This is a genomic window from Desulfomicrobium salsuginis, assembly GCF_054657795.1.
This window is the reverse complement of sequence record NZ_BAAHYA010000001.1, coordinates 584,459-601,534: the sequence shown is the minus strand read 5'-3', so window position 1 is coordinate 601,534 and position 17,076 is coordinate 584,459. Positions and strand designations below refer to the sequence as shown.

The 17,076-nt window shown below is 65.1% G+C and carries 18 protein-coding genes; 12 read left to right on the top strand and 6 right to left on the bottom strand.

The features are described from left to right. Positions 1 to 69 precede the first annotated feature (69 nt). Both ACYQ3G_RS02630 and ACYQ3G_RS02625 read right to left on the bottom strand, forming a co-directional pair. The gene (locus ACYQ3G_RS02630; protein WP_459822105.1) at positions 70 to 1,218 is read right to left on the bottom strand and encodes an efflux RND transporter periplasmic adaptor subunit; all 1,149 of its coding nucleotides are present in this window, start codon (positions 1,216 to 1,218) and stop codon (positions 70 to 72) included. 65 nt (positions 1,219 to 1,283) lie between these two features. Beyond that, positions 1,284 to 1,880: a TetR/AcrR family transcriptional regulator gene (locus tag ACYQ3G_RS02625; protein WP_028577095.1), complete on the bottom strand. Its 597-nt coding sequence runs from the start codon at positions 1,878 to 1,880 to the stop codon at positions 1,284 to 1,286. Positions 1,881 to 2,127: 247 nt separating this feature from the next. Between ACYQ3G_RS02625 and ACYQ3G_RS02620 the strand changes: the two genes are divergently transcribed. Continuing rightward, positions 2,128 to 2,622 carry a rubrerythrin family protein gene (locus tag ACYQ3G_RS02620; protein WP_028577094.1) on the top strand — a complete coding sequence of 165 codons (495 nt, stop codon included), beginning with the start codon at positions 2,128 to 2,130 and terminating at the stop codon, positions 2,620 to 2,622. Positions 2,623 to 2,737: 115 nt separating this feature from the next. Beyond that, entirely contained in the window at positions 2,738 to 2,932 is a 195-nt protein-coding gene (locus tag ACYQ3G_RS02615; RefSeq protein WP_028577093.1) for a hypothetical protein, read from the top strand. Positions 2,933 to 3,023: 91 nt separating this feature from the next. Here the strand turns inward: ACYQ3G_RS02615 and ACYQ3G_RS02610 are convergent, their stop codons facing one another. Further along, positions 3,024 to 4,619, bottom strand: coding sequence for a DEAD/DEAH box helicase (locus ACYQ3G_RS02610; RefSeq protein ID WP_459822102.1), 1,596 nt, complete (start codon positions 4,617 to 4,619; stop codon positions 3,024 to 3,026). 260 nt (positions 4,620 to 4,879) lie between these two features. After that, entirely contained in the window at positions 4,880 to 5,854 is a 975-nt protein-coding gene (gene tsaA / locus ACYQ3G_RS02605) for a tRNA (N6-threonylcarbamoyladenosine(37)-N6)-methyltransferase TrmO (protein ID WP_459822100.1), read from the bottom strand. A gap of 186 nt (positions 5,855 to 6,040) precedes the next feature. On the opposite strand from tsaA, the gene ACYQ3G_RS02600 reads away from it, so the two are divergent. Both ACYQ3G_RS02600 and ACYQ3G_RS02595 read left to right on the top strand, forming a co-directional pair. Beyond that, positions 6,041 to 6,892, top strand: a complete 852-nt coding sequence (locus ACYQ3G_RS02600) for a universal stress protein (protein ID WP_459822098.1) — start codon at positions 6,041 to 6,043, stop codon at positions 6,890 to 6,892. Between the two features lie 214 nt (positions 6,893 to 7,106). Further along, the gene (locus ACYQ3G_RS02595) at positions 7,107 to 9,227 is read left to right on the top strand and encodes a SulP family inorganic anion transporter (protein ID WP_459822096.1); all 2,121 of its coding nucleotides are present in this window, start codon (positions 7,107 to 7,109) and stop codon (positions 9,225 to 9,227) included. A 61-nt stretch (positions 9,228 to 9,288) separates the two neighbouring features. Here ACYQ3G_RS02595 and ACYQ3G_RS02590 read toward each other — a convergent pair whose 3' ends face one another. Continuing rightward, a complete protein-coding gene (locus ACYQ3G_RS02590) occupies positions 9,289 to 11,463 on the bottom strand; it encodes an ATP-dependent helicase (protein ID WP_459822094.1) in 2,175 nt (724 codons plus the stop codon). A gap of 5 nt (positions 11,464 to 11,468) precedes the next feature. After that, positions 11,469 to 12,773 carry an alkaline phosphatase family protein gene (locus tag ACYQ3G_RS02585; RefSeq protein ID WP_459822092.1) on the bottom strand — a complete coding sequence of 435 codons (1,305 nt, stop codon included), beginning with the start codon at positions 12,771 to 12,773 and terminating at the stop codon, positions 11,469 to 11,471. Positions 12,774 to 12,971: 198 nt separating this feature from the next. Here ACYQ3G_RS02585 and tpx point away from each other — a divergent pair, with 198 nt between their 5' ends. The 8 genes from tpx to ACYQ3G_RS02545 all read left to right on the top strand — a co-directional run bounded on the left by tpx (position 12,972) and on the right by ACYQ3G_RS02545 (position 17,072). Further along, complete coding sequence (tpx, locus tag ACYQ3G_RS02580; protein ID WP_459822090.1) at positions 12,972 to 13,487, top strand: thiol peroxidase; 516 nt, start codon at positions 12,972 to 12,974, stop codon at positions 13,485 to 13,487. A gap of 50 nt (positions 13,488 to 13,537) precedes the next feature. Continuing rightward, the gene (locus tag ACYQ3G_RS02575) at positions 13,538 to 14,044 is read left to right on the top strand and encodes a ferritin (protein ID WP_459822088.1); all 507 of its coding nucleotides are present in this window, start codon (positions 13,538 to 13,540) and stop codon (positions 14,042 to 14,044) included. A 174-nt stretch (positions 14,045 to 14,218) separates the two neighbouring features. Then, a complete protein-coding gene (locus ACYQ3G_RS02570; RefSeq protein ID WP_459822086.1) occupies positions 14,219 to 14,728 on the top strand; it encodes a DUF2062 domain-containing protein in 510 nt (169 codons plus the stop codon). Further along, positions 14,721 to 15,542 (top strand): 16S rRNA (adenine(1518)-N(6)/adenine(1519)-N(6))-dimethyltransferase RsmA, encoded by an 822-nt coding sequence (rsmA, locus tag ACYQ3G_RS02565; protein ID WP_459822084.1) that lies wholly within the window; start codon positions 14,721 to 14,723, stop codon positions 15,540 to 15,542. The genes ACYQ3G_RS02570 and rsmA overlap by 8 nt, the downstream gene beginning before the upstream one ends. 271 nt (positions 15,543 to 15,813) lie before the next feature. Next, entirely contained in the window at positions 15,814 to 16,086 is a 273-nt protein-coding gene (locus ACYQ3G_RS02560) for an HU family DNA-binding protein (protein WP_028577083.1), read from the top strand. A gap of 18 nt (positions 16,087 to 16,104) precedes the next feature. Then, positions 16,105 to 16,275 carry a hypothetical protein gene (locus tag ACYQ3G_RS02555; RefSeq protein WP_156902504.1) on the top strand — a complete coding sequence of 57 codons (171 nt, stop codon included), beginning with the start codon at positions 16,105 to 16,107 and terminating at the stop codon, positions 16,273 to 16,275. A gap of 150 nt (positions 16,276 to 16,425) precedes the next feature. Further along, positions 16,426 to 16,626 carry a 30S ribosomal protein S21 gene (rpsU, locus tag ACYQ3G_RS02550; RefSeq protein WP_028577082.1) on the top strand — a complete coding sequence of 67 codons (201 nt, stop codon included), beginning with the start codon at positions 16,426 to 16,428 and terminating at the stop codon, positions 16,624 to 16,626. Further along, on the top strand, positions 16,626 to 17,072 hold the full coding sequence (locus ACYQ3G_RS02545; RefSeq protein WP_459822081.1) for a GatB/YqeY domain-containing protein: 447 nt from the start codon (positions 16,626 to 16,628) through the stop codon (positions 17,070 to 17,072). The genes rpsU and ACYQ3G_RS02545 overlap by 1 nt, the downstream gene beginning before the upstream one ends. Positions 17,073 to 17,076: the final 4 nt, after the last annotated feature.

Genomic DNA, 17,076 nt, shown 5'->3' with positions numbered 1-17,076 from the left:
CGCGGAATCCGTTCGCGCCCCGGCTGGGCCGGGGCAACGGGGAGCGAGTTTATTGATTGGGGGACGGAATCAGTTGGCGGTCTGGGCGACGCGGACCTGCGTGCCGGGTCGCACCTTCTGCAGTCCTTCGATCACAACGCGGTCGCCGGAGGCCAGGCCCTGGCGCACGATCCAGTCGCCGCCCACGGCGCGGTCCAGCTCCAGGGGGCGGGCGGCGATGGTCTCGCCGGCGTCCACGACCATGGCCATGGCATGGCCCTGGGCGTTGCGGACCACTGCCTGCTGCGGAACGAGCATGGCCTTGGCCAGCACGCCTTCCTCGATGACCGCGCGGACATACATGCCGGGCAGCAGGTCGCGGTCGGGGTTGGGGAAGACGGCGCGCAGGGTCACGGAGCCGGTGCTCTGGTCCACGCTGGCCTCGGCCAGCTGCAGGGTTCCCTGCAGAGGATAGCTCGATCCATCCTCCAGGATGAGACTGACCTTGGCGCCCGCCTCGCCGGCGGACTGCATGCTGCCGCTGGCCAGGGCGCGCTTGAGGCGCAGCAGTTCTACGTTGGACTGGGTCAGGTCGACGTAGATGGGGTCGAGCTGCTGCACGGCGGCCATGGCCTGGGCCTGGTTGGCCGTGACCAGGGCGCCGGCGGTGACGGAGGAGCGGCCGATGCGCCCGCCGATGGGCGCCGTGACCCGCGTGCGTTCCAGGTCGATGCGCGCGGCGTCGAGTTGGGCCTGGGATGCGGCCACGTTGGCCTCGGCCAGGGCCAGGGCGGCCATGACCTCGTCATGGTCCTGCTGGCTCACTGCCTTGGTGCGGATCAGGTCGCGGTAGCGCGCGGCCTTGAGTCTGGCCGGTTCGAGCTCGGCCTTGGACTTGGCCACGGCGGCCTTGGCTTGGGCCACGGCCACCTCGTAGGTGGACGGGTCGATCTGGTAGAGGAGGTCGCCGGCCTTGACTTCCGTGCCTTCGGTGAAGGCGCGCTGCTTGATGATGCCCCCGACCTGGGGCCGTATTTCGGCCACCTGGTAGACGGCGGTCCGTCCCGGCAGTTCCGAGGTCAGGGTCACGTCCGTCTCCTGCATGGTGACCACGGCCACCTCGGGGGCGGGCTTGGCTTGGGCCGCGGCCGGCTGGTTGGCCTGGGACGGCTTGTGCCAGGCGAGATATCCGAGGCCGACTGCGGCCATGACGGCGATGGCGATGAGTGTCTTCTTCATGAGTACCTTCCTGAAGTTCTGGTGCATGAAATTTATGAGTGACAGGTGATGATGCGGTAATACAATCAGGGGGCCACGGCCTGCAGGAACATCTGCCAGTTGGCCTCGGCCTGGGCCTTGGGGTCGATCATGTCGCCCCGGCGGCTGTAGAGGATGGCGATGGTCAGGAACTGCCCCAGGAACTGGACGAAAATGCGGTCGGCGTCGATGTCCCGGCGGATCTCCCCGGCGGCCTGACCTTCGCGGACGATGTCCGAGATCTGCGCCTGCTGCTGCCGGTGGCTCTCCACCAGGCGGGCCTTCAGGTCCGGTTCGTCGATCCAGATGGAATCGGAGAGGACGAGGATGGGCAGGGCGCGGTAGCGCTCGATGACGCTGACATGCAGGTCGAAGCAGCGGCGGAGTTTGGCCAGGGGCGGGCCCGGTTCCTCGAAGGCCATCCGGATGCCTTCGCTTTTCACGGAGTCGAGAAGGTCGAGGACGCTGGACAGAATGTCCGCCTTGCCCCCCGGGAAGTGCCTGTACAGGGCCGGAGCGGTCACGCCCACGGCCCGGGCCACGTTGCGCGCGGTCAGGGCGCCGACGCCCTGATCGGCCACGAGGGCGAGGGCGGCTTCGGCGATCTGTTCGCGGCGGATGGTGGTGGTCAGTCGTTTTGCCATGGGCGGCTAGTTAACGATCGTTCACTTTGGCGTCAAGAAGGAAATTTCAAACTTCACAAAATGTGTCCGAGCCCGGAAAAGGGAGGACGTTCTGTGCGGGATATGGCAGGACATGGCCTGCGCTACTGGCTTGCGAAAAGGGCAACGGGCTGAAATTTTTGCTTGCCAGCGCAGAATGATTTCTTTAGAGGTCTTCTTGATAATTTTTACTAATAATAAACAACGCAACCATAAGGAGTAACACCTGATGAGCAAGACTACCGACAACCTGAAGGAAGCTTTCGCCGGAGAATCCCAGGCCAACCGCAAATACCTGGCGTTTGCCAAGAAGGCGGACGAAGAGGGGCTGCCGCAGGTTGCCAAGCTGTTCCGCGCCGCCGCCGAGGCCGAGACCATCCACGCCCATGCCCATCTGCGCCTGCTGAAGGGCATCGGCTCCACGGCCGACAATCTGAAGGAGGCGGTGGCCGGCGAGACCCACGAGTTCAAGTCCATGTACCCGGCCATGATCGCCGACGCGAGTGCCGAGGGCGAGAAAGCCGCCGAGCGCTACTTCGGCTTCGCCAACCAGGCCGAGGAGTGCCACGCCAACCTGTACGCCAAGGCCGCCGAGAAGATGGCCGCCCTTGAAGCCGTGGACTACTACGTCTGCAGCGTCTGCGGACACATCCATGAAGGCCAGCCCTCCGACAAGTGCCCCATCTGCGGCGCTGCCCCCAAGGCCTACAACGTCGTGGGCTAGCGTTCTTTCGCCTGCCCATGACCGCTTGAGCCGCATCCTTTCGGGGGTGCGGCTTTTTCATGCTTGCCGAAGGCGCTGCCGGTCATATCTGACTGAAAATACGAGGAGGCGACCCATGAAAATCGCCGTGGAAATCACGATCTTCGGGCACCGCTTTTCCGAGGTGGTCGACTACCCCGGCACGCCGCATTCGCAGGCCGAGGTCATTCGCTGGCTCATGAACCAGACCGAGTTCCGGTGGGTCGACTACGAACACTCCCGCAGCGAGGAGCGAATTCTGTACGATCTCGAGGACGGCGTGAAGCAGTGATGCGGGTTGGCGTAAGGGCGACCTTGCGACGGTGGGTCGGGGGGCTGAAAACAAGAAAGGCCGCGCTGTGGGGCGCGGCCTTTCTTGCTGGCTATTTCCTGACGGGCGGCGGGGTCGGGCGCCCCTTGGCCTTGGTGAAGACGAAGCCGCCGTCCTTGCCCTTGCGGTTGAACATGGACAGCACCTTCTCGGCTTCCTGGAAGGGCAGGGACACGAAGGCGAAGGTCTCCATGATCTGGATGTCCCAGACCTTGCGCGACGGGATGCGGCAGTTCTCGTCCAGGAAGGTCAGCAGGCGCTTGGGGGTCAGACCGTCCTTGCGGCCCTGGGTGACGAAGAGGCGGGTCTTGCCTTTCTTGTCGACCACGAAGGCGTCCTCGATCTCGCGGTAGTTGGAGGCGTCGAGTTCCTCCTGGAACATGTGCTGCAGCAGGGCGGCCAGGGTCTCGCGCGGCTTGCTCTGCTCAAGCAGTTCCTGGGCCATGCCCAGAAATTCAAGTTCCGGCTCCGTTGCCACGATGGCCGCCAGTTCCGCCCGGATACGCTCCTTCTTCATCTGGATGACGTCGCTGACCTTGGGCAGTCGCGCCTTGCGGATGTCCGTCTTGGCCTGCTTGCTGATGAACTGCAGGCGGCGGTATTCGGACGGCGTGATGAAGGTGATGGCGATGCCTTCCTTGCCGGCGCGGCCCGTGCGGCCGACGCGGTGCACGTAGGCCTCGGGGTCGTGGGGCAGGTCGAAATTGATGACGTGGGTCAGGTCGTGCACGTCGATGCCGCGCGCGGCCACGTCCGTGGCCACGAGGATGCGCGCCAGGCGCTTCTTGAACTTGGCCAGGATCTTCTCGCGCAGGCTCTGGGACATGTCGCCGTGCAGGGTGTCGGCGTCGTAGCCGCGCTCCATGAGGCGCTGGGACACGGCGTCGGCGTCGACCTTGGTGCGGGTGAAGACCAGCCCGTAGAAGTCCTCCTCCATGTCGATGATGCGGCACAGGGCCTCGAACTTGTCGGCCGCCGACACCTCGAAGTAGATCTGGTCGGTCTGGGTGGCGGTCAGCTGTTCGGACGCGGCGCGGATGACCTGGTAGTCGCCCATGTATTTCTTGGCCACGCGCAGGATTTCCGGGGGCATGGTGGCGGAGAAGAGCATGGTCCGCTTCTCGGCCGCCGTCTGCTCCATGATCTCCGTCACGTCCTCCAGAAAGCCCATGTTCAGCATCTCGTCGGCCTCGTCGAGGATGAGGAAGCGGATGCTTGAGAGGTCGAGGGTGCCGCGGCGCAGGTGGTCGAGGACCCGGCCCGGGGTGCCGACGACCACGGACACGCCGCGCCTGAGGTTGCGCAGCTGGATCTCCATGGACTGCCCGCCGTAGATGGGGGTCACGCTGACGGTACGGCCGCCGCGCAGGGAGTTGATCTCCTCTGCCACCTGAATGGCCAGTTCGCGGGTCGGGGCCAGGACCAGGGCCTGCACCTTGCGGGCGTCCTGATCCAGGAGTTCCAGCAGCGGTAGGCCGAAGGCCGCGGTCTTGCCCGTGCCCGTCTGGGCCTGGGCCACGATGTCGCTTTCGCCGGCCAGCACGGCCGGGATGGTCTTGATCTGGATGGGGGTGGGCTCCTCGAAGCCCTTGCGGGACAGAGCCTGGATGGTCAGGTCGGACAGACCCAATTCGGAAAAAGTCGTCATGATGATACCTTGCGGGCCCGAGGCCACGCGGTCAAAAGTGCCCGGCTCTGGAACCGGGCCTGCACCATGAGACCGACTGTCCAAGACGGGGAAAACGCATTTCAGAAACGTGTGGAACCGGATGAGGCTGAAGCTCAAGAAGGTCGTGCGGATAGGGGGAACGCTCCCCCGCGAGGAAATGCTCGGGGTAAATAGACGACGTGCGCTCCGTTGGCAAGCAAAAAAGCGTCCTTTCCGGGGCCATCGCCCCGGCTCCGCCTTCAGCGGGCCAGGGCGATGGCGGCCAGGCTCTCCAGTTCCTCGGACAGGCCCAGGGCCTGGGTCATGCTCCCGCCCCAGCAGACCAGGCCGTGGTCGTCCATGAACACGGCCTGGAAATAGCGGGCGGCCTGTCCCGCGGATTCCCCGAGTTCCGGCGTGCCGGGTATCTCGGACGGGATGCGGGTCAGCTTGGTGGCGAAGACCTGCCCTTCGTAGAGGGGCAGCTGCAACAGGGAACCCTTGCCGCGCAGGGACAGGGCGATGAGCTTCGGGGGGTGGGTATGCACGATGGCCTGGGCCGCCGGCTGGTTGCGGTAGATTTCCAGGTGCACGGACAGCTCCGAAGATGCCTGTGCCGACGACAGCGCGTCGCCGCTCTCAAGATCGACCACGGCCAAGTCCCGGGGCGAAAGGTGGCCCTTGGCGCTGCCCGTGGCGGTGATGACCACCCGGGAGCCCTGGCGCACGCTGATGTTGCCGTTGAACCCGGCGAAGAGCCCGCGCAGCCAGCCGTCGCGGCCCGCCTCGATGATGGCCCGCCCGGTGTCCGGGTTGACCAGGGAGGGGAATTCCTCCCGGCCGGGGTCCGCGGAGTTGTCCGGCTTGATGTCGATGACGGGCGTGCCGTCGATGACTTCCAGGGGATGGACCTGCAGGCGCAGGCCTTCGCGTCCGGTGATGTGCACGTTGTGCAGGCCGATGGGCGTGGGCCGGTCCGGGGAGCGGGTGGAGAAGATGCCGCGCATGGGCAGGTCGCGATTGCCCCGGGGGTGGCAGCGCAGCACGGAGCGGTCGCCCTGGTGCATCCAGGTCAGCACGACGACGGCGTCGCCGATCTGGAGGTCCGTGGCCGCCGGTTCGAATTCGGGCATGATCTCGATCCAGACCGGGGGCAGGGCCGTGTCCCCGTGTTTGGGACATTCCTCGCGGGTGCGCAGATGGGAGCGGACGATGCCGACGATGCTGGGGTTCATGTACGGTCCTTGGTGGATGTTTTCGCTGGTCAGTCTGAACCTACCGTCCGTGTAACGGCCAGTCAAACACCTGGCTTATTTCCGGATGGGCCGGCGCAGGGCGTCGTGCATTTCCGAACGACGCTTGTATTGGGGCATCGCGGGTGGTAGCGTCTTGACAAGACCTAACCGCAACCCGGAGCGCGCATGAACCGCTTCTCCACCAGTCTCCTGGGCGAGGCCAAAACCCTGCTGCTGGCCACAGACGGCTCGAACTACAGCGACGGCGCCGTCCAGGAGGCCGTCTTTTTCGGGCAGGCCTGCCAGGCCAGGGTCGTCGTGCTGCATGTCGTCAGGATCGACACGGAGTCCCTGAAGTCTGCCAATTCCAAGGTCACGCGCAGGCAGCAGGAGATCGCGCCCTACATGGAGGGAGTCCGCAGGATGGCCAGGGACAGCGGGGTGGAGTGCGAGACCGTGGTCGTCGGGTCGTCGGTTCCGGAGCACGCCATCGTCGAACAGGCGCGCATGCGCGGGGCGGACGTCATCCTCATGGGCCGCCACGGCCGCGCCGGCCGGCTGTACCTCATGGTCGGGAGCATGACCTCCAAGGTCATCGGCCTGGGTTTCCCCATGGTCCTCGTGTTGCCCAAGGATTCCCTGCTGACCGGGACGCATGTCCTCGTGGCCGTGGAGGATTCGCCGAGCAGCCGGCTGGCCGTGGAGGAGGCCCTGAGCCTGGGGATGTGCTGCGTGACCCTGCAGCGTCTGACCTTCGTGGCCGTGGCCAGACGCGAGAGCGGCCTCGGCGCGGCCCGCAAGATGGTCGAGGACGTCTGCGCGCGGGGCCGGGAGAAGTGGCCGCACCTGCAGTTCGAAGCCGTGGCCGACGTCGGGCACCCCTCGAACGTCATCGTCCGGGCCGCCGAGGAGCGCGGGGTGGACATGATCATGATCGGCGGGGTCAACGGCAGTCGGCTGCCGAGGATGTTCACGGGCCGCGTGACCAAGGAGGTCTGCGGCTGGGCGCACTGCGCCGTGCTGGTGGTCACTGCCTAGGAGCCCGTCCAAAATCCGTTCTGGACTGCGTTGCTCCCCGATTCCTGAGGGCTCATGTAGACGGCTACACTTCGCCCTCCGGAATCGGGGAGCGCCTTGCCAGAACGAATTTTGAACAGGCTCCGTCTTCAACAGGAAAGTTTTCAGAAGAGGTCTGCAGGTGCGTTTCAGGGGCCTGGCCTCTTTTTCGAATAATCTGGCAAGGAACAGTCTCATGTCGATCAGGCTTTTGCGCTTCTTTCCCTTTCTGGCGTGGTTTCCCCTGTCCATGCTGACGGTGCGGGCCGACCTCATGGCCGGCATCACCGGCGCTCTGATCCTGGTGCCCAAGGCGATGGCCTACGCCCAGCTCTCGGGCCTGCCCCTCTACTTCGGCCTCTACACCGCCTTCGTGCCGGCCATCGTCGGCGCCCTGTGGGGGTCGTCCCGGCAGCTCGCAACGGGGCCCGTGGCCATCGTCTCCCTCATGACGGCCGCCGCGGTCACGCCCCTGGCCGTGTCCAACACCCCGGAATACATTGGCCTGGCTCTGCTGCTGACCTTCCTCGTGGGCCTCATCCAGCTGCTGCTGGGCGTGCTCAAGCTCGGGACCATCGTCAATTTCGTGTCCCACCCCGTGATCCTCGGGTTCATGAACGCCGCGGCCATCATCATCGGCCTGTCCCAGCTGGATCTGATCCTGGGCATCCCCAAGGGGCGCAGCGACTTTTTCCTGAAGGATATCTGGGAGATGCTGCGGCTCGTCTCCCACACGCATCTGCCCACCCTGGGCATGGCTCTGCTGGGCCTGACCCTGCTTCTCGGGCTGAAGAGGGTTCCCGCACTGTCCAAGGCCGGCGTCCTCGTGGCCGTGGTTATTGCCACGCTGGTCAGTGCCCTGGTCGGGTACGACAAGAAGAGCGGCGCCGTCCTGGAGGATATCGTCACGCCCCAGGCCCGCGGACTGGTCGCCGAATATGAGGCGACGAGCGGACGCATGAAGGAGGTGGCCGCGCTCATCGCCGACACCTCCGCCCGCCAGCGTCAGGCGGACAAGGACGGGCAGGTCTGGGCCGCGGCCGGCCTGCGGCATCAGGTCGAACTGGCCAGGCTGGACATGCGCTCCCTGGAGCGGCGGCACAACGAACTGCTGCGCGGCGTGCGTCAGCTGCGTTTCGTGCGTCCTGAAGGCATGGACTCGGGGCCCCTGTATGAGGAGGGGGAGGTGCCCGGCGACGTGGTGCCCGACGGACGGGCCTGGCACATCAAGGCCATCGACGGCGGCGTCATGAAGCTCGCGGGCGGCGGCGAGGTGGTGGGCTCGGTGCCGGCGGGGCTGCCGTCCCTGCAGCTCCCGGCCATGAATCTCGACGCGGCGCTGCAGCTCCTGTCCGCGGCTCTGATCATCGCCATGGTGGCCTTCATGGAGTCCATCTCCATGGCCAAGGCCATGGCCAGCAAGGCCAGGCAGCACATCGACCCCAACCAGGAGCTCATCGGGCAGGGCCTGGCCAACATCGGCGGTTCGTTCTTCCAGGCCTATCCGGCCTGCGGCTCCTTCACTGGCTCGGCCATCAACCTCCAGGCCGGGGCCAGGACCGGACTGGCCATGGTCTTCAACGGCCTGTTCGTGGCCGTGACCCTGCTCTTCTTTACGCCCTGGCTCTACCATCTGCCCAAGGCCGTACTGGCCGTGATCATCATCCTGGCCGTCGTCGGCCTGCTGACCCCCCACGCCTTCGTCCACACCTGGCGGGCCAACCGCGGGGACGGCGCGGTCGCGGCCGTGACCTTCGTCGTGACCCTCCTGGCCGCGCCGCACCTGGACCGGGGCGTCATCGTCGGCGCGGTCCTGTCCATCGGTCTGTACCTGTACCGGACCATGTCCCCGCGCGTGGCCATCCTCGGGCGGTACGCCGACGGCACCCTGCGCGACGTGCACGTCCATCCCGGCCTGGCCACGTCACACAGGGTCACGGTCCTGCGCTTCGACGGCTCCCTCTATTTCGCCAACGTGGCGCATTTCGAGGACGCGGTGCTCAAGGCCGTGGCCGACCATTGCGAGGCCAAGTACCTGCTGGTCGTCGGTGACGCCATCAATTTCCTGGATTCTTCGGGCGAGGAGATGCTGCAAAGCCTGGTGGGGCAGCTCAGGGAGGCGGGCGTGGAGCCCGTGTTCTCGGGCCTCAAGCGGCAGGTTCTGGACGTCATGCGGGCCACGAGCCTCTACGAGCGCATCGGGGACGAGAACATCTTCGCCACGGAATGCCAGGCCCTGAAGGATATTTTTCAGCGGCTCGGCGAGAAGGTCGAGGACGACGCCCTGTTCGACCACGTCAAGGCCATGGTCTGCTGAACGGGGAGAATCCTTCGGACCGCCGGAAATGGGGCGTCGGCCTGGCCGGCGTCCCGTTTCGTCATTCCAGTTCCACGAAGTCCTCGATGATGAGCTTGAGCCCGAAGCCGGGGAAATTGATCTTGTACTTGTTGGGCTCCACCCGCTGCACGACTTTGCCGCGGCCGAAGATCTTGTGCCGGGCGTAGGTGCCCTGGACCGGCGTGTGGCCTTCGGGCCTGGCCCGGGGCGGCTCCTGGCCGGGGAAGTCCTCGGCGCAGGTCGAGGGCGTTGGGGTCGTCTGCGGTCTGAGGGGCGTCCTTGGCGACGGGGCCGTCTGCAGCCCGACGCCGCCCGTGAACTGCTCCCGGTAGCGGGACATCAGGTGGGAGGGTATGTCCTGCAGGAAGGGGCTGATCCGGGCAGGGGTGGTAGCCGCGAGTTCCCGGCTGTAAAGGGTCTCGGGGGAGAAGAGGGTCAGGCTGTCGCGGGCCCGGGTGCAGGCCACGTACAAGAGGCGCCGCTCCTCCTCGAAATCGTCGTTGTCGTTCATGGCGTGACGCGAGGGAAAGCGGTCCTCGACCAAGTCGATGACCAGCACTGCGTCCCACTCCAGCCCCTTGGCCGAATGCACCGTGGACAGGGTCACGGCCTGGCCGCGGGCCTCCTCGGCGTCGGGGCTGTCCAGGCTCAGGTCGCCCAGGAAGGAGGGTATGTCGTCGTATCCCAGCGCGATCTGGGTCAGCTCCTCCAGGCCCGCCTCGCGGCGCGGGTAGTCGTCGGGGAACCGCTCCTTCATGACGGGCAGGTAGTAGTCGAGCACGAAGGTGATGGCCGTGGAGGGCCGCATGACCTGGGTGCGCAGGGTGTCCAGCACGCGCAGCAGTTCGTCCAGTTCCGGCTTCTTGGTCCGCTGGGCCTTGAGGAACGCCTGGTCGTTGATCATGGCCGCATGGTGGATCTTCTGGGCGCTCTTGGGCCCGATGCCCGGCACGTTGCCAAGCACCCGCTGCCAGGCCGGCAGGTCCGAGGCGTTCAGCCCCAGGCGCAGGCAGGCCAGCACGTCCTTGATGTGCGCCGCCTCGGAGAACTTGATGCCGCCGTACTTGCGGAAGGGCAGGGCGATCTTGTTCAGCTCCACTTCGACATGGTATGATTGATACCCCGCCCGGAAGAGCACGGCGATCTGGTCCAGTGGGTGGGTGCGGGTCAGTTCGGCGATCTTGGCCGTGACCAGGCGGGCCTGGCTGCGGTCCGAGAAGGGCAGGACGTGCTCGGGCAGACGCGAGTCCGTGCGCTCGGAAAAGAGGCGCTTGCAGAACTTTTCGCGGAAGCCGTCGAGGATGGCGTTGGTCAGTTCCAGGATGGGCTGGGTGGAGCGGTAGTTCTGCTCCAGCTTGACGACCCTGGCGCCGGGAAATGTCTTCGGGAAGTCCAGGATGTTCTTCACGTTGGCGCCGCGGAAGGCGTAGATGGACTGGGCGTCGTCGCCCACGGCCATGACGTTGGGCCGTTCGTCCCCCGGCTTGGTCAGCAGACGCACCAGTCGGGCCTGGACCAGATTGGTGTCCTGGTACTCGTCGACCATGATGTGCGAGATGGACGAGGTCACGGCCTCGCGCACGTGCTGGTGGTCGTTCAGCAGGCGCTCCAGCAGGAAGAGCAGGTCGTCGTAGTCCAGCAGGCCGCATTCGGCCTTGATGCGCTCGTACTCCTCGATGAGCCGGGTCAGGTCGTCCTCGTAGGTTCCGAGGTGGTAGGCCTCCTGGCGCAGGACCTGGGACAGGGGCAGCTCCTTGTTGCGGCTCTTGCTGTACAGGCCCAGGATCGTGGCCCGCTTGGGGAACTTGCGGTCCCCGCGGCCGATGCGCAGGCGGTCCTTGGCCTGGCCCAGGATGTCCTCGCCGTCGCCGCGGTCCATGACCGTGGCGCCGCGTTCGAAGCCCAGCAGGCCCGCGTACTGCTTGAGCAGGGAGTAGGCGAAGCCGTGGAAGGTGCCGCCGCGCACGCCGCCCAGGCCCTGGTGGCCCAGGAGCGCCTCGGCGCGGTGCAGCATTTCCGACGAGGCCTTGCGGGTGAAGGTCAGCAGCAGGATTTCAAAGGGGGAGACGCCGGACTCCACCAGACGCGCCAGGCGGTAGACCACGGTGCGGGTCTTTCCCGAGCCAGCGCCGGCGATGACCAGGACCGGGCCGTCCAGGGTGGTGGCGGCCTCGTACTGGGCCGGGTTGAGATCGTTTTCGTAGTCGATGCGCATGGGTCTCAGTTTTCCAGGATGGTGGCGGGGAGGCCGTAATGTTCGAGGATCAGGCGGCCGACGTCCGTGGGCGTGCGGGCTCCCGCGCCCATGGAGTCGTAGAAGAACACGTCGTCGGCCGTGTGCATGCCCTGGCGTCCAAAGTGTCCGAAGACGCCAGACCTGCCGAATTTGCCCTTGAGGTCGAAACCGGCCTCGGGAATCAGGATCAGGTCCGGGGCCAGGTGGGCCTGGGGGCCGTGGTAGAGGTCTGACCCGCGCAGGACGCTGCGGACGACCCTGCGCCCGTGCCAGGTCAGCCCGGACAGGGCCCGCATGAGTTCCGGCACGAGCCGTTCGCCCTCGGCGCGTGTCAGCGTGCCGCGGGCGAATCGCCCCTTCGTGTGCAGGTAGATGCGCCCCGGGTCAAGGGCGAAGGCCCTGGCGCCGGGGTCGATGGCGTCGGTGTCCCATTCGCTGCCGGGCGGGCGGGACAGGCGCAGCAGTCCCCGCTCCGCGAGCCAGGCGTTGAGGTCCACTTCCTGCACGAGGGAAGTGAAGCCGTGGTCGGCCATGATCACGAGGCGTTTGGGCCCAGGCAGGGCCTCGTACATGCCAAGCACCCTCCCGACGAGCCGGTCCCAGGCGGCCATGAAGCGCAGGGCCTCGGAACGCCAGGGATGGAAGGGCTCCGTCAGGGCCGGGAAGAGGAAATGCCCCAGACGGTCCGTTTCCGTCAGCACGAGGAAGAAAAGATCCCAGGACATGTCCGGCCACAGGAGTTCCAGGGCCTTTTCCCGGCAGGCCAGGGTACGGTGCAGTTCCTCCAGCAGGAAGGCCGGGTCCGTGGCCCCGCGCACGGTGTCGGCCTCGACCGTGTAGCCGTGGTCGGCCAGGATGCCCGCCAGGGCCGGGGGATGCACGGCGCCTTCCAGGGCGCTTGCCGGGAAGCCCGCCACAAGCACGGCCCGCATGGGCCGCACCGGGGCCAGGTTGGGCATGTTCACGACCTTGGAGAAGAGCCCTGCTTCGGCCAGCCGTTCAAAGATGGTCGGACCGTGCACATGGGTGAAATCCGTGAACCGCAGTTCGTAGCTCTGCGGGTCCATGTGCGTGAAGCCGAAGACGCCGTGATGGCCCGGGGGGCTTGCGGTGAACATGCTGGTCCAGTTCACGGGCGAGAGTTCGGGCAGCTCGGCGGAAATGGCCTTGCAGTGCGACGAGGCGACGACGGCCGAGAGGTTCGGCAGCAGCCCCTGGGCGCACAGTGTGCCGGCCAGGGACCAGGGCAGGCCGTCCAGTCCGAGGAAAACCAGTCGGGGAGAATGCATGGGGGCGATGTAGCAGGGGGCGAGGCCGTTGGCCAGACGTGAAAACCGGCCCGTCCGGCCGGCAAATTTCGAACAAAGTGGCTTTCCCCCCCTTGCGCATGAGCCCGTAGATATTAGAAAGCAAACTATTATCAATCGGCCCCGGAAGCCCCCTCGGACCATGCGGGACGCACCGGAGCGCAACAACGGGAGCAAGCAATGATCAAGAGAGATAACGTCGTGACGTTCATGGGCAACCCTCTGACCCTGGTCGGCCCCGAGATCACCTCCGGCATGGCGGCCCCGGATTTCTCCGTGGTCGACAACGACCTGGGCCCCGTGTCCCTGGCCGCCCTGAAAGGCAAGGTGGCCATCATTTCCGCCGTCCCGTCCCTGGACACCCCGGTTTGCGACATGGAGACGCGTCGCTTCAACCAGGAGGCCCAGGCCCTCGGCGACAAGGTCAAGGTGCTGACCGTGAGCATGGACCTGCCCTTCGCCCAGAAGCGCTGGTGCGGCAATGCCGGCGTGGCCAACGTGCAGACCGTCTCCGACTACCAGGCCGCATCCTTCGGCCAGGCCTACGGCGTGCTCATTGACGGCCTGCGTCTCCTGGCCCGGGCCATTTTCGTGGTCGATGCGGCGGGGAAGGTGGCCTACGTGCAGGTCGTGCCGGAAGTGACCCACGAACCCGACTACGCCGCGGTGCTCGATGCCGTGAAAAAGCTGCTGTAATTCGTCTTCAACACATCACACTACACTCCATATTACGAGGAAGGTGACCCATGCTCAGTCCCAAGATGGAAAAAGCCCTGAACGATCAGATCAACGCGGAAATGTTCTCCGCCTACCTCTACCTGGCCATGGTGGCCTACTTCCAGGACAAGAATCTGAGCGGCTTCGCCAACTGGATGACCGTCCAGAACCAGGAGGAGTCGTTCCACGCCATGAAGTTCTTCAGGTACGTCGCGGAGCGCGGCGGGCGCGTGACGCTCGGCGCCATCGACAAGCCCCAGTTCGAGTGGGAGAGCCCCCTGGCGGCCATGGAGGCGGCACAGCAGCACGAGGCCTACATCACCGGCCGCATCAACGACCTCATGAACCTGGCCATCAAGGAGAAGGATCACGCCTCGGCCAACTTTCTGAACTGGTTCGTGGCGGAGCAGGTCGAGGAGGAGGACAGCGTGAACGAGGTCGTGCAGAAGCTGCGCCTGGTCGGCTCTAACGGCGGGGGGCTGTTCATGATGGACCGCGACATGGCCACCCGCGTCTTCACTCCCCCGGTGGAATAGGGGTGAGCGGGGCAGGACGGCCTGTCCCGCCGAGCGGCCGCTTTTTCGCAAGGGGCGTGTCGCGAAATGCATTGACAACCTGCTGAAGGCGGCAATAGACCGGCCGCAGCAGTCATACCCTCGTCCTCATGAAGGCAGGCCGGGTCTCCCGGCCGCCTTTTTTTATGTGAGTCCATGGAAAGAATCTGGGTCAAGATAGCTCGCCTGAGCCGCTACACCTACCTCCGCATCGTGCGCATCAAGGCGCCGGCCGAATCCATCGCCCTGGGCCTGGCCTTGGGTGTCTTCGCCGGGGCCCTGCCTTTGTTGTCTCTGCAGATGGCCATCGCAGTGGCCCTGGCCCTGCTGCTGCGGGGGAACGTCATCGCCGCGGCCCTCGGCACGTGGTGGAGCAATCCGTTCAATTGGGCCATCGTCTTTCCCCTCTTCTACCTGCTCGGCAAGGTCTTCGTGCCCGTTGACGTCACGCCCCTGAGCATCGCCGAATTCATTCATCTGCCTCTGCTGGAACTCCTGCAGCGCGGTTGGCAATGGCTGCTCATCACCACCCTGGGCGGCACCATCGCCGGCATCCCCATGTCCATCGCGACCTATTTCATCACCCTGCGCGCCGTGCGCATCTTTCACGACAGGCGCGCCATGCGGAAGCTGGAACGCCAGCGTCGGGTGCTGCGCCGTGGCTAGCTCCGGGTTTTCCCAGCCCAAGAGGTCCCTGGGGCAGAATTTCTTGTCCGACCCCAACATATGCCGTCGCATCGTGGCCGCGGCCGAACTCGGCCCCGCAGACCCGGTCCTGGAGATCGGCCCGGGACGGGGCGCCCTGACCAGCGTTCTGGCCGGGCACGCCGGGCCGGTCATGGCCCTGGAGAAGGACTCGCACCTGGTCCGCTTCATCCGGCAGGAGTTTCCGCGCGTCGGCGTGGTGCACGCCGACGGCCTCGAATTTTGCTGGGAGGGTACGGGCGGGCTGCCCGGCCTGACCCTTGTCGGCAACCTGCCGTACAACGTGGCTTCGCCCATGATCTGGGAGATGGTCCACCGCTGCCGTTCCTGGAAGACCATGCTTTTCATGGTCCAGAAGGAGGTGGCCCTGCGGCTCACGGCCCGGGCCGGGAGCCGGACCTACGGCGCCCTTTCGGCCTGGGTCGGCAATTTCGTGCGGGCCGAGTACGTGTTCACCGTCCCCCCGCACGTCTTCACCCCGCGACCCAAGGTCGACTCGGCCATCGTGCGCTTCAGGCCACGGCCGGATCCGGCCCTCGCGGAGGCCGCCGCCCTGTCGCGCCTGCTCAAGGTTCTGTTTCAGCAACGCCGCAAGCAGCTCGGCACCATCCTCAAAACGTATTGGTCCGAAGCCATCGAGGACTGGTGCGGGCAGGCGGGCGTGGACCGGCGCGTTCGGCCCGAGGACCTGGACCCCGATCTGCTGCGCAGGCTGGCGCCGTTGATCGTGTACGGAAATGGGGGGGAGCGGGACCCGAAAAGCCCGAGAACGTAGGTATTGCCTGTATTTTTGGAAAATAGACTTGACTTTGCCCTGGAAATTCTGTTTGCCTGCGCTCTGGGCGTTTGCGCCGGAAACCAAGGCTGTATTTGGCTTCAGGCCTCTGGACATGGTCCTTTTCTTCCAGTAGGGAGAAGCGCATTCGCATCTGGGATTTTTTCGAATCAGGCTGGTTGTGCCACATGTTGACGGCTGCGGGGTGCATGAGGCTTCTGGAGAGTCTCTCCGCGTCCGTTTGGTGAATTACTGCAAAGGAGGAAGACTGATGACGAAAGCTGAATTGGTTGCCAAGATGGCGGAAAAGGCCGGATTGACCAAGGCGAACGCCGAGCGTGCCCTTACCGAATTTCTGAAGGCCGTCCAGGAGACCCTGGTGACTGAAAAGAAGATGACCCTGACCGGCTTCGGCACCTTCGTGGTCGAAGAGCGCCAGGCTCGCACCGGCCGCAATCCCCGCACCGGCGAAGAACTGAAGATTCCCGCCTGCAAGGTCGTCAAGTTCCGCCCCGGCAAGGAACTGAAAGAAGCCATCAAGTAAGTCCGACAAGGGGGAGCTATGTTGCACGGGGAAACTGTTCAGAGCCCTCTGCCCCAGGATCTTCCCTGGTGGCAGCCGGACCATGCCATCTTTTTCGGAGTTCTCTACGCGGTTCTGTTCATTATCGGAAGCGGCGTGGGTGTTGTCATCCTCAAGTCTCTCGCCGAGACCATCAAGGAAAAGATGTAGCCGCCTGATTTTCAGAGCTTTTCAAGGGCGCCCAGGCGCCCTTTTTTTTCGCGCTTATTTCTCTTGCCATGCCTTTCGGCTTTGCGTAAGAAGCACAATTTCCTGCACGGTACGAAGTGCAGCCAAGATCGAGAACGGGAGGTGATCCGTTTGCCAGGTGTATACATGGGTGACAGCGATACGTTTGACTACTCCCTGCGGAAGTTCAAGAAGCAGGTCGAGAAGGCCGGTATCCTTTCCGAGCTGAAAAAGCGTCAGCATTTCGAGAAGCCCAGCATCCAGAAGAAGAAGAAGGAAGCTGCGGCCAAGAAGCGTCTGATGAAGAAGATCCGTAAACTTCAGGTGATGTAATGAGTCTCTCCGAGCGCATTGAAAAGGACTACGTTGCCGCTTTCAAGGCGAAGAGGACTGACGAGGTGGCTGTCTTGAGAATGCTCAAGGCAGCCGTCAAGAACAAGCAGGTCGAACTCCGGCGGGAGTTGGCCGACAATGAGCTTCTCGACGTCGTGGCCAAGCAGGTCAAGCAGCGTCAGGAGTCCATTGACCAGTTCCGAGCCGCGGGTCGGGTCGATCTGGCTGAAATCGAGGAGCGCGAGCTTCTCATTCTGCGCACCTATCTCCCCACGGCCCTCTCTCCCGCAGAGTTGGAAGAGGCCGTCACGACGACCATCCAGGCCCTCGGCGCTTCCGGCATGAAGGACATGGGCCGGGTCATGAACGCCATCCTGGCCGAATACGCCGGCCGCATCGACGGCAAGGAACTGAGCGCCCTGGTACGGGCGAGACTCTCTTCATAATCCT